The 12,373-nt window shown below is 62.2% G+C and carries 11 protein-coding genes and 1 riboswitch; of the genes, 10 read left to right on the forward strand and 1 reads right to left on the reverse strand.

What is annotated here, in order from left to right; all coding sequences use genetic code 11:
• Positions 1-2: 2 nt before the first annotated feature.
• From GMET_RS08515 to GMET_RS08560, 10 genes are all read left to right on the forward strand, one after another.
• Positions 3-425: an acyl-CoA thioesterase gene (locus GMET_RS08515; RefSeq protein ID WP_011365860.1), complete on the forward strand. Its 423-nt coding sequence runs from the start codon at positions 3-5 to the stop codon at positions 423-425.
• A complete protein-coding gene (locus GMET_RS08520; protein ID WP_004514161.1) occupies positions 422-1,825 on the forward strand; it encodes a lipid biosynthesis B12-binding/radical SAM protein in 1,404 nt (467 codons plus the stop codon). The genes GMET_RS08515 and GMET_RS08520 overlap by 4 nt, the downstream gene beginning before the upstream one ends.
• A gap of 83 nt (positions 1,826-1,908) precedes the next feature.
• Complete coding sequence (gene fabG / locus GMET_RS08525) at positions 1,909-2,646, forward strand: 3-oxoacyl-ACP reductase FabG (RefSeq protein WP_004514160.1); 738 nt, start codon at positions 1,909-1,911, stop codon at positions 2,644-2,646.
• Positions 2,643-3,848, forward strand: coding sequence for a beta-ketoacyl-[acyl-carrier-protein] synthase family protein (locus GMET_RS08530; protein WP_004514159.1), 1,206 nt, complete (start codon positions 2,643-2,645; stop codon positions 3,846-3,848). The genes fabG and GMET_RS08530 overlap by 4 nt, the downstream gene beginning before the upstream one ends.
• Positions 3,845-4,885: a beta-ketoacyl synthase N-terminal-like domain-containing protein gene (locus GMET_RS08535; RefSeq protein ID WP_004514158.1), complete on the forward strand. Its 1,041-nt coding sequence runs from the start codon at positions 3,845-3,847 to the stop codon at positions 4,883-4,885. The genes GMET_RS08530 and GMET_RS08535 overlap by 4 nt, the downstream gene beginning before the upstream one ends.
• Entirely contained in the window at positions 4,851-5,264 is a 414-nt protein-coding gene (locus tag GMET_RS08540) for a 3-hydroxyacyl-ACP dehydratase FabZ family protein (protein WP_004514157.1), read from the forward strand. Before GMET_RS08535 ends, GMET_RS08540 begins: the two co-directional genes overlap by 35 nt.
• A complete protein-coding gene (locus GMET_RS08545; RefSeq protein ID WP_004514156.1) occupies positions 5,265-5,885 on the forward strand; it encodes a LolA family protein in 621 nt (206 codons plus the stop codon).
• Positions 5,886-5,916: 31 nt separating this feature from the next.
• Positions 5,917-8,460 (forward strand): MMPL family transporter, encoded by a 2,544-nt coding sequence (locus GMET_RS08550; RefSeq protein WP_004514155.1) that lies wholly within the window; start codon positions 5,917-5,919, stop codon positions 8,458-8,460.
• On the forward strand, positions 8,457-9,761 hold the full coding sequence (locus tag GMET_RS08555) for a B12-binding domain-containing radical SAM protein (RefSeq protein WP_004514154.1): 1,305 nt from the start codon (positions 8,457-8,459) through the stop codon (positions 9,759-9,761). The genes GMET_RS08550 and GMET_RS08555 overlap by 4 nt, the downstream gene beginning before the upstream one ends.
• Complete coding sequence (locus GMET_RS08560; protein WP_004514153.1) at positions 9,758-11,167, forward strand: B12-binding domain-containing radical SAM protein; 1,410 nt, start codon at positions 9,758-9,760, stop codon at positions 11,165-11,167. The genes GMET_RS08555 and GMET_RS08560 overlap by 4 nt, the downstream gene beginning before the upstream one ends.
• Before the next feature lie 169 nt (positions 11,168-11,336).
• Here GMET_RS08560 and GMET_RS08565 read toward each other — a convergent pair whose 3' ends face one another.
• On the reverse strand, positions 11,337-11,939 hold the full coding sequence (locus GMET_RS08565; RefSeq protein ID WP_004514152.1) for a hypothetical protein: 603 nt from the start codon (positions 11,937-11,939) through the stop codon (positions 11,337-11,339).
• Positions 11,940-12,249: 310 nt separating this feature from the next.
• Positions 12,250-12,326: riboswitch (cyclic di-GMP riboswitch) on the forward strand.
• The last annotated feature ends 47 nt before the right edge of the window (positions 12,327-12,373 follow it).

Raw genomic sequence — 12,373 nt, forward strand, 5'->3', positions numbered from 1 at the left:
GCGTGAGACACCATGAGACTCAGATAAAGGTGCGCTTCAACGAGATTGACGCCTACCGGGTCGCCTGGCACGGACACTATGTTGCCTGGATGGAGGTGGGGCGCAGCGTGCTGGCTGAGCAGTTCGGCCTCGACGTGGAGAGCCTTGCCGCCGCCGGCTTTCTTGGGCCGGTGGTGAATCTGGAGCTCAAGTACCTGCAGCCGGCCCTGCTCGGCGAAATGCTTACCGTCAGGACTTCCCTGGCGCGGGGTGAGGCGGCGACCCTGGAATTCCGCTGCACCATCATCGGCAGTGACGGCAAGGTTCGCGCCCGGGGAAAGACCGTCCATGTCCTCACCGACCTTGACGGGGTGCTTCAGTACCAACTCCCGCAGGTCATCGGCGAGCGGGTGGAGCGGATGCTCGCCTGGCAGGGGGGGCCATGAACGTCCTGCTGGTTTCCGTCAACCGGGAACATGCCCCGTACCCGGTATTCCCCCTGGGGCTCGCCTGCCTGGCCGGGCCGCTCCGGGCCGCCGGCCACCGGCTGTCGGTCCTCGACCTCTGTTTCGCCGCCGATCCGGAAGAGGCCACCCGCCAAGCCCTGGCGGAGTTCAGCCCCGACGTGGTGGTGCTGTCGCTGCGCAATATCGACAACGTCACCTATCCGGGCTCCCGTTCGTACCTCTCTGGGGTCCGGGATGTGGTGGCCATCTGCCGGGAGAGGGCGGCGGTCGTCGTTGGCGGCTCCGGCTTTTCCCTGATGCCGCGGGAGGTCCTTGCTTATCTGGGAGCCGATTACGGGGTGGTCGGTGAGGGAGAGGATGTCCTCCCCCGTCTCCTGGCGCGTATCGCCGCAGGCGAAGGGGGTGACGGGCTTCCCGGAGTTGTCGCACGGGAGAACGCTGGTTTTCTCCCTCCCCACCCGGTGCAGGCCATCGGCACACCGTTGCGCGGGTTGTTCCAGGTGGAGCGATACCACCGGGAGGGGGGGATGGCCAACATCCAGACCAAACGGGGATGCCCCTTCTCGTGCATCTACTGCACGTATCCCCTCCTGGAGGGGGAGCGGATGCGGCTTCGCCCGGTTGCCGACATCATCGCCGAGATTGGGGATCTGGTGGACGTCCACGGGGTCAGCTACCTCTATTTCGTCGACGACATCTTCAACTATCCACTGGAGTTCGCCCTGGAGCTCTGCCGCGCCATGTCGGCGGCCCGGCTGCCGGTGGCCTGGTCGGCCTTCATCAATCCCGATTTTCTCCCGCCGCAGCTTCTGGACGCCATGCTGGCCGCCGGATGCGACGCTCTCGAATTCGGTACCGATTCCGGTTCCCCGGTCATGCTCAGGAACCTGCGCAAGTCCTTCGGCATCGAGAAGGTTCGGGAGGCGTCCCGACTCTGCCGGGAGGCCGGCGTCGATTTCGCCCACTACATCCTGTTCGGCGGGCCTGGGGAGACGCCGGCAACCATTGCCGAGAGTTTCGCCCTTATGGACGAAGTGGCTCCCACGGCGGTAATCGCCATGACCGGCATCAGGATATTCCCGGGGACGGCAATCTACCGACAGGCGCTGGCCGATGGTCTCATCACTCCGGAAACCGATCTCCTACGACCCGCGTTCTACATTGCCCCGACCATTGCCGACACTCTTTGCGAACTGGTGCGGGAGGAGGCGCTCAAACGGACCAACTGGGTCGTCCCGGGGTTGGAAATCACCGCCAACGATGCGATGCTGGAGGCGCTCCGGCACTTTGCCGGTCCCGGTCCCCTCTGGAAAATGCTCAAGCTTCTTGGCCGCCGCAGGGGATCTGTTCCTTCCCCTTGGAGCCACTCGCCCTCCTGATGCTGTACCCCTTCATTCTGGACTTTTCAGCCTGTGACCAGTAAAATACATCCTTTCACAAAGTCTTTATGCATGGAGCCAGCATGGAATTCGCAGGTAATACCATTGTCGTGACCGGTGGTACCCGGGGTATCGGTCGGGCCATTGCCCTCCGTTTCGCCCGGGAAGGGGCCAGGGTGTTCGCGGCCTATCTCCGGAACGAGAACGCGGCCCGGGAAGTCGCGGCTGAAGCGGCCGGCCTCTCCGGCGAGATAGTGACCCTGCAGGCCGACGTCAGTACCCAGGAAGGTGCCCAGGGGCTCATCGAAACGGCTGCCGCCTCGGGAACGATCGATATACTGATCAATAATGCCGGCATTATCCGCGACGGTTACCTGGCGATGATGGCGGACGACGACTGGGACGCCGTCATTCGCGGCAACCTCTACCCCCTTTTCCATTGCTGCAAGTGGGGGATACGGAAGATGATGGCCAACCGTCGCGGTGCCATCGTGAACGTCTCCTCCATCTCGGGCATTGCCGGCACCGCCGGCCAGACCAACTACGCCGCCAGCAAGGGAGGGATCATCAGCTTCACCAAGGCCCTCGCCCGGGAGACCGGTCCCATGGGAATCCGGGTGAATGCTGTCGTCCCCGGCCTGATCGAAACGGAAATGATCGCGGGAATGAAGCGCGACATGGTCGACAGAATCGTCGCGGGGGCGGCGCTGGGGCGTCTCGGCACCACCTGCGAGGTGGCCGATGCGGTGGCGTTTCTGGCATCGGATCGGGCCACCTATATCACTGGCCAGAGCCTGGTGGTTGATGGAGGGATCCTGTGAGCGCCGGCGTTGTCGCCATAACCGGACTCGGCATCTTCTGTGGCGCAGGGAAGGATATCCCTTCCTTCACCGATGCCCTTATGAACGGGAAGAGCGGGGTCGCCCCTCTGGACCTCTTCGATGTCTCTGATTTCCCCTCCAAAATTGGCGTCCAGGTGAAGGAATACGATCCCCTTGACCACTTCGACCGGAAAGCTGTCTCCCGGCTCTCCCGGGCGGATCAGTTCGGCGTGATCGCCGCCGGCGAGGCCCTCCGGGCCAGCGGCATCGGCAAGCACTGCTCCCCCTATGACATGGGGGTCGTGGTGGGGGGAGGCGCAGCCGGGATGTTCCAGTCGGAGCAGTGGCTCAAGGAGCGCATTGCTGGCCGCAAGGGGCGGCCGAGTCTGCTCCGGGGTCTCCTTCCCGACAAGGCCTCCACGGTCATCGCCGAAACCTTCGGGCTTGCCGGCTACCAGGGGACCATAACCACCGCTTGCTCGTCGTCGGCCACCGCCATCGGCTGGGGGGCCGACCTGGTATCCTCCGGTCGCCTCAAGGCCGTGGTCTGCGGGGGGACGGACACTCTCTCCCTCCTCACCTTTGCGGGCTTCAACTCCCTGCGGGTCGTGGATCCCGAGCCCTGCTCCCCCTTCAGCCTTGGTCGCCAGGGGATTTCCCTCGGTGAAGGTGCGGCCTTCATGGTACTGGAGGACGCGGATGCCGCCCGGCAGCGCGGCGCAACGGTCTATGGCCACGTGCGAGGGTACGCGGCAGCCGGGGAAGCCTACCATATGACCGCCCCGGAGCCGTCGGGAACGGCGGCGGCCCGGGTGATGACCGAGGCCATGCGGATCGCGGGGATCGATGCTGGCGCGGTGGGGTGGGTCAATGCCCACGGCACCGGAACGCCGTTGAACGATGCGGTCGAATCGAAGGCGATGAAGCTGGTCTTCGGCGAGGGGGTCGCCAACGTCCCACTCGTCTCCACCAAAGCGCTTACCGGTCACTGCCTGGGTGCCGCCGGGGCCGTCGAAGGGGTGGCGACTGTCATCGCCCTGAACGAGGGGATCATCCCTCAGACGTTGCACTTCCGGGGACGCGACCCCGAATGCGACCTGGATTACTGCCACGACGGCCCACGCGCCAGCGGGGCAACCGTCGCGCTCTCCAACTCGTTTGCCTTTGGCGGCAACATCACCACCCTGGTGTTATCCCGATGAAACCTGTGACCCATGACATAGTCGTCACCGGCCTCGCTGCCATCTCTGCGGCCGGGGTTGGCCTCGAAACCCTTGCCGCTGCGATCAGCGACGGACAGAGCCGCCTCCGTCCCGTTCCGGAAGACCTTGCCGGTGGAGGGCACCTGTGGGGGCCCGCGGACGGATTTCGCGCCGCCGACTTCATGCCCCCCCTCAAGGCACGGAAGTTTGACCGCTGCAGCCTGATGGCCGTGGCTGCCGCCGGCATGGCGCTGCGGGACGCCGTCCTCGACCTGAAGGGAGTCGATCCGACGCGGGTCGGCATCGTTTTGGGGTGCGGGTTCGGCGGCATTGCCAACTCGGTCGAGTTCCTCAGCGGCTACTTCACCGGGGGGGTAGATGGCCTTTCACCGATGCTCTTTCCCAACACGGTGGCGAATGCCGCTGCCAGTAATGCCTCCATCGAGCATGGCATCCAGGGGCCCAATGTCACCTTTGTCCAGCGTTTCTGTTCGGCGGAGACAGCCCTGACGATGGGGTGCCGTTTCCTGGAAGAGGGGCGGGCGGACGTGATCATTGCCGGTGGTGTCGACGAGTTGAATGCCATGATGATCAGGGGATTCGACGCGATGAAGCAGCTTGGGAGCTACGCAGGGGGATTCGGCGAAGGGTGCGGCCTGCTGGTTCTGGAACGTCGGGACCATGCCGAGCGACGCAGGGCGCCGGTACGGGGGAGGATTGCCGGTATCCGGTCGGTGGGGCTCATCCTTCCCGGTGCCGAGGACGAGGGGGTCGCCCGACTTCTTCCCGAGAACCTCTCCCAGTACCGCATTTCCGTCTCCGGCACCGCTGACCTTTCTCCCCGGTTGATGGAACGGTTACCCGGTGCGCCTCAGCTCCAACTGCATCGTCTGACCGGCCGGTCGCTGGCTATGGGTGGGCTTGCCCTTGCGGCCCTGCTCCTTACGCTTCGGGAGGGGGAACAGGGCCTGCATCTGGCTGCTTCGCCGGAAGGCCCCTTCGTTGCCATCGAGATCAGCGGAGGCGCTCCTGTTTAATCCCAACCCCGAAGCATATCTCCCCCACCGCCGTCCTTTTCTCCTTCTCGACCGCATCGTGGCGCTCCAACCGGGCGAGACGGCCACGGCCGCCATCTCCGTGACCGGCGGCACGAGGCACTTCCCGGACGTGCTCCTTATCGAGGCGATGGCCCAGCTGGGGGGGATCGCCGCCGGACATGAGGAGGGGGAGGGGGGATTCCTGGCGGCTATCGATCGGGCCACGTTCATCGGTTCCGCCTCAGCCGGCGATCTGCTGGAGGTGACAGTCAGGGTGATCAAGTCCTTCGGTCGTCTCCACCTGCTGGAAGGGGAGGTTTCCGTTGAGGGGCGGGTGCTGGCCACGGCCGGCTTTACCCTCGGCATGGGGAGGATTTAGATGCGAAAAGTGATATCCACGGTAATGACGCTGACGCTGCTCCTCGTTCTGGCATGGGGGGGGAGTGCCGCGGCCCGGCAGATCGCGCCGGTGGAAGGGCTTGAGACGCTCCGCCGGAGTTTTGCCGGCATCACCGACTTTTCCGCCGACATCGTGCAGGAAAAACAGATCTCTCTCCTCAAGCGCAAAATGGTCAGCACCGGTACGGTCCGTTTCCGGAAACCGTCCCTCTTCTTCATGGAGCTCAACCCGCCCCGGGCAAGCAGACTCCTCCTGAACGACACGCAAATCACCCTTTATTTCCCACGGGAGAAGAGCACCAGCCAGATGGCGCTTCCTCCCGAACAGAGCCTGCAGCATTGGTTCACGTTCCTGGCGCGGCCGGTGACCAGCCTTCCGGACGGAGTCGATGTCAGGGCCGATCAGCAGGGTGACGCCCTTACCATAACCGTGATCCCCCGTAGCGGCGGGCAGGTGCGTGAGTTTGCCGTGACGCTGCTGACTGACGGAACCATCAGGAAGCTGGTCATCAGCGAAAAGAACGGCGACCGGACTCTCATCACTTTCAGCCGGGTGCGCAAAAACTCCGGGCTGACGGATAAAGATTTTCGTATAAATTAACCCCCCCTTCCTTCCAGGAGTCTCCCCACCCATGCTGAACAGAGTAACCGGCGCGACCCAGTCCGCCATCAAACGCCACCTGTCCTGGATTTTCAGGGTAACCAGCACGCGGCCCGTGATGGTTTTTGCCGCGTTTGTTTTTTTTGTCGCTCTTTCAGTCGTCTCGATTCTTACCACTCGTTTCGAGGCCGATGTCTTCAAACTCTTTCCGGCGCGCCAAGGGGCACTCCGTCTCTTCCTCGATTCCCTCCAGTGGACCGGTAGTGCCAACGAGGCCTATTTCCTGCTCGAAGGGGAGAAGGAGCGCCTCGTCCCGGAGGCCGAGGCGTTTGCCGGCCGACTGAAGGAGCTTCGGGTCGACGGGGCACCGGCCTTCCGCCGGGTCATCTACCGGATCTACGACCCGTCGGAGGCCAGGGCCTTTGCGGACTTCATCGGATATGCCGTGGTGCACCCCGGTTCTTTCCTCGAACCGGCGGATGTGCCGGCTTACCTGGGGCGCCTGGCGCCGAAGGCCATGGACGAGGCCCTCCTCCGGACGGGAACGGAGCTGGCCAGCCAGGCCGGAGCCGGTCTGCGGGACCTGGTCGTGGCCGACCCCCTGGCCCTGCGGGATCTCGTAACTCCTCGGCTGAAACGGGGAAGCCAGGCTCTCGATCTGGACCCGAACTCCCCCTATTTCCTCTCCCGGGACGGCCGAGTGCTGATCATCATTGCCGAGCCTGCCCGTCCGGTGCAGGACATGGTCTTTGCCCGGAAGCTGGCCAAGGGGATCAACCAGGCCAGGGAAGGGGCGCGGGTCCGGATATCCTGCGCCGGGGCCCACCTGTCGGCGGTCATCGACGAGGCGGCCATGAAGGGGGACATCCTCTCCTGCATCCTCTCGTCCCTTGTGGTGGTCCTGCTGCTTTTCTTCGCCACCTATCGGCGGGTGCTGCCGACGCTCCTTCTGCCAGTCATCATCGGGGGGGGCGTGGTGTTGGCCTTGGGGGTGGCCGGCGCCTTCCTTCCGTCGATCCATATCATCTCCTTCGCTTTCATGGCGCTCATCATCGGCCTCGGCACCGACTATTCGGTCCACCTCTATGACCGTTATCACATGGAGCGCTGCGCCGGGCTGACGCCGGAAGAGGCCCTGCGGCTCGCCGTCACCGACACGGGACACGGCATCTTCACCGCCGCCACAACTACTGCCATGCCGTTTCTCACCCTGGCCATCACCGACGTGCGGGCACTCTCTGAACTGGGTATCCTGGTGGGACTCGGGGTGCTCTTTTCCCTCTATACGACCTTGTTCCTCCTGCCGCCTCTGCTTCTCTTCATGGAGCGCCTGTCGCCCCGTTTTGTCTACCGGCCGCTTCCCGGCTTCGGCCTGGCCGCACTCTGGCGGGGTAGCCGTCGCCGGGGCCGGCTGGTGAAAGTGGTGTCGATTCTCGCCGTGGCGGCTTTCTGCATCATGGCCTGCTATACCACCTTCGAGGGGGAGCTGAAGAACCTCCAGCCGCGTCATTCCGAGGCGTTCCTCACCCAGGAGAAGATCGAGCGGCACCTGAGCCTGAGTCCGAAACAGATGCTGGTGGCGGTGGAGGGTAAAGACCTTGGCGATGTGCTGGCACGGGGGGCGCGGGTTGATCTCCTTGTGGAGCGTTACCGTCAACGGGGAGAGCTGGCGGCTTTCTCCAGTCTGGGCCAGCTGGTTAACGACGACACGGCGCGTGCCGAGGTTTCACGTCAGATCGACCAGGGCCTTGCGGGGAGGGATCCGGGCAGGGCGCTCAAGGATGCTTTGGAGCGGCAAGGGTTTGCGGTGGAACCGTTTGAAGGGACCATCGCCGGCCTTGTCTCCCTCCGGGGAAATGGGTCCTCATTGTCAACCGAAGCAATTACCCGGCTTGCCGCATCGCCGCTCAAGGGGGCCGTGGACCGGCACCTGATCAGAGATGCTGCCGGTTACCACCTGCTGGTCCACCTTTTCTACAAAGGGGCTGAATTTCCCCAGGATGCCTTCCTGAAAGAACTGTCGGCCATCGACCCGTCGGCCCGTGCCACCAGCGTCGATCTGGTGAGTCGTCAGCTGGCTGCCGACGTGAAGCAGAGTTTTCTCTGGGGATTTGTCATTGGCGGGGCACTGGTGATCTTTCTCCTCCTCTCCCATTTCTCCTCGATGCTGGGACTATTTGCCTCTTTCTATCCAGTTTTCGCAGGCATTGCCGCCATGCTCGGCATCATGGCCGTCAGTGGCATGGGAATCAATTTCATGAACGCCATGGTCCTGGTGACGATTCTTGGCATGGGGAACGACTACGGAATGCACATAGCCCACCGAGTGGAGGGGAAGGACGAGCCGGAGCGGGAGTTCGTGCAGGCCGGCCGGGCGGTGCTCCTGTCGGCCCTCACCACCATCGCCGGCTTCGGCTCCCTGGCCTTTGCCGACTACGGAGCCCTTGCCTCCATCGGCTGGGCCACCAACTACGGTGTCGGGGCCACCATGATTTTTGCGCTCGTGTCGCTTCCCGCGTTTCTCGTGGCGGGACGGCGGCGATCTCCGGCCCCTGGCAGGGAGATACGCCCATGAAGTCCCGTCCCCGCCTCCTCTTGGTATATCCCGCCACCCACAAACTCGGGTGGGTGCGGCGGTTCCAGCTTCCCTCCCTCTCCCTGAAACAGGTGGCTGCGGTAACCCCGCCGGAGTGGGAGGTTGTCATGGCCGACGAGGTCCATGAGGATGTTCCCTTCGGTGAAAAGTTCGACCTGGTGGGGATCACTGCCATGACCCACCAGGCGGTCCGGGCCTACGAGATTGCCGACCGGTTCCGGGCGCAGGGGGTGCCGGTGGTGCTGGGGGGAATCCATCCCACCGTGCTTCCTGAGGAGGCCCAGGCCCATGCCGATGCGGTCCTTATCGGGGAGGCCGAACCGGTCTGGGCAAAGCTTCTGGACGATTTTCTGGCGGGACGTCTGGCTCCCCTCTACCGGGCACCGATACCTACCGACGATCGCCTCGTGATCCCCTGGTCCCGGCGCGACATCCTGGCCGGCCGGCAGTACCTGACCACCCAGACGGTACAGGCTAGCCGGGGATGTCCCTATGACTGTCCCTTCTGCACCGTTACCCCGTACTTCGGCCGCACCTTCCGCTACCGAAATCCCGACGACGTCCTGGCCGAGCTCCGCTCCTTCGAGGGTAAGCTGATGGTGTTCGTGGACGACAACATTCTGGGGGACCCGGTCCGGGCCAAGCCGATCCTGGAGGGGATGGCGGGGATGAATCTCCGCTGGGGAGGGCAGGCGAACCTCCGCTTTGCCGAAGACCCGGAACTGGTCAAGCTGGTGGCCCGTTCCGGCTGTATCGGGATCTTTGTCGGCATCGAGTCGGTGACCGGTCCCCATGCGAATCACGCCAAGACCGGAAACGGCTCGTCGCAGATCGACCTGGTAAAGCGGGTCAGGGATGCCGGAATCGTGCTGGAGGCCTCCATGATCTTCGGGTTCGACGACCACGACGAGGGAATCTTCGAGCGGACGGTCCGTTTCCTGGAGGAGTGCGCCCCCAGCATCCCCACCTTCAACGTCTTGACCCCTTACCCCGGCACGTCGCTTTTCAAACAGTTCGACCGGGAGGGGCGGTTGCTCCACAAGGACTGGAGCCGCTACGACCATGGACAGGTGGTCTTCCGGCCCAAGCAGATGACTCCGGAGCGGCTCTACCGCGGCTGGCAGGAGGCCCGGTGGGAGGCCTACCGCCTCCCCGCCATCGCCTCGCGGGTGATGAAAGGGAAGGGGAAGCTGGTCAACCTGGCCTACAATTTCCTCCGGCGCGGAGGGATCGAACGGCCGGACCGAATCGTCCACATACGCGAGGTTGCTGAACCATGAATATCCTGCTTCTTCGCCCCCATCCAGGGAGTGATGCCTTTGGCCTCGGCCCCTTCTTCCGGGTCGAGCCGCTGGGTCTTGAATACCTGGGGGCCGCCCTGCTTGCTCGGGGGCACGCTGTCACCATCGCCGACCTCCGTTTTCGCCCCGGCGCCTCCACCTGGGTCCGCCGCAGCCAGCCGCGGTTAGTGGGGATCACCTGTCTCCATGCCCTGGAATATGACCGGATCATTGCCACGGCCCGCGAGGTGCGGCGGGTTTCGCCGGACGCCTTCATCCTTGTCGGCGGCCATGCCGCGGCGGCGTTCCCCGATCCGCTCAAAGACAATGTCATCGATGCCATCTGCCTGGACGACGGCGAGGAGATCATCACCGCCCTCGCGGAGGCTCTGGAAACGGGACGGCCTCTGACCGACATCCCGGCCCTGCTGTTCAGGACAGGGGACGGCTGGGTGGAAACTCCCCCTCTATCCGATCAGACCTGCCTCGACCTGGTCCCGCTCCCGGCGCGGCACCTCGTGGACCGGCACCGCAACAACTACCACTGTCTCCTCTTTAAGCCGGTCTGGCTCATCGAGACCGCCCGGGGGTGCCCCCACCGCTGCTCCTTCTGCTCCGTCTGGCAGCTCTATGGCCGGTCGGTGCGCGAGCGGAGCATCGCCACGGTGGTGGAGGACTTCGCCACTGCCGGTGATTCCATCTTCGTGGCCGACGACCTCTTCTGGTACAACCGGGAACGGAGCATCGAGCTTGCCGAGGCGCTGAAAAAGCGGGGAGTCCACAAGCGCTGGATCCTCGTTCAGACCCGCACCGACCTCATATGCCGGAGCGCCGACATCATGGCGGCCTGGCGTCCCCTGGCCAAGGACTTCGACATCTTCCTGGGGCTTGAGGCGGCCAGTGACAAGGGCCTTTCCGGTCTCGACAAGGACGCGGGGCTTGCGGAGAGCATCGAAGGGGTCAGGATCGCCCGGGAACTCAAGTACGGCATCAACGGCAACTTCCTCGTGGGCCACGACTGGGGCGAGGAAGAATTCCGCGAACTCTGGGACTTCGTGGCCCAGTACGGCCTGCAGCGGGCCGGCTTCACCATCCATACCCCGCTGCCGGGGACCGACCACTACCGCGAGATGAAACCGCGGATCCCCGACCAGCCCTGGTCCAACTTCGACATGCACCATCTCCTCTGGGAGCCGCGCATCGGCGCGAAGCGGTTCTTCGAGCTTTACGCCGAAACCTGGCGCCGCTCGATCCTCAATACCTCCGGCGAGAAGAGTATCGTCGACTGGATGCGTCAGGTCCGACCGAGCCAGATTCCGTACATTGCCCGGGTGCTCTGGCGCACCCAGCGGATGATGAAGCCTGCGGCCTATTTGAAGGAGTATGAGGCGACGCGGCCAAGGTAGAAGGGAACGGTAAGGGCGGGATGACATGAAAAAGGAGGAGGTGCTCAAGGCATCTCCCCCTTTTTGTGTTCAGTGCAGGTGGTTGTCAATACAGCTTTTCAACGAAGTTCGCCAGGTTTTCACCGATGCTCATGGCCTGAGCGGGGAAGGCTGTTGAAGCCTGCTCCCATTATTGAACCTTCCTGCCTTTGTATTCTGTAAATTCCTTATGGTACCCCTCGGTAATTTCTCGCTCATAGTCTGTGACCGCTTCTTTGTATTCGTGATCAGACAAGTCTTCATACGGGTCTGTTGGATCAAGTTCATAGAACGTACAGCCATCATTGCCGATTTCAGAAGCCAAATGCTCTGCAGTAACAGGAGTCAGAGTGACACGCGCAACCCACCATCCCATGCGAGGTGTTTGCTGTACATAGTATACGGTGTCCGGTTCGAATTGTATCTTACCGGTTTCAAGACTTTCCGTCCTTGTAATGAGATATTGTAAACCCGGTTCAATGTCGGTCTTAATAAAGCAACCTTTCCCTTTCGTTACCCCAATAAATTTTTTATCAAGGTGAGTGAAAAAGTTGACAGCACCACCAAAACTAGTCGTTCTGGCTATCACAAGTGCGGCCTTGCCAGTCTTTGGTTTTACAGTCATGATGTCCAGCGGTTCTTCCTTCTTAACCATATGAGATGGTCCACAAGCAGCTAACATCATCATCAGTGGAAGAAGCAATAACAATCTTTTTAAGTTACGGCCCAACAAAATTGAGTGAGTACTAGTCATGACATCCTCCTGTTCGTTACGTTGTTAGATGACAAGCTGCTGGAACAAACCAAACAATGATCTATACCGAAAAGTGTCGTTTAATTAATATGATTTGTAGCACCTATGTGTCAAGTGGTTAGTTGGGGTTAATTTCAAAGAACACGACAGCCCCACTAAAAACTTGCTGGAGTTGAGCGGTTAGTTGAGGTTCTCTTCTTCTTGATTTGTTATATTTAATTATATCATTATATCCATAAACAACTTGATTCCGTTACCGATGTTTGCTACCTTCCGCCCACCGAAAAAAAACTCACGATGCATTTGTGATAGACGACAATACTAAACCATCCGCGAGGATGGGGCGGAAAACCCACAGGGTCTCCCTGAGACAGCCGGGTTGCCGAAATATCAATTGATATATATGGCAACCCGGCTGTTTTATTACCATCAGG

This window comes from Geobacter metallireducens GS-15, from assembly GCF_000012925.1.
Taxonomy (GTDB): domain Bacteria; phylum Desulfobacterota; class Desulfuromonadia; order Geobacterales; family Geobacteraceae; genus Geobacter; species Geobacter metallireducens.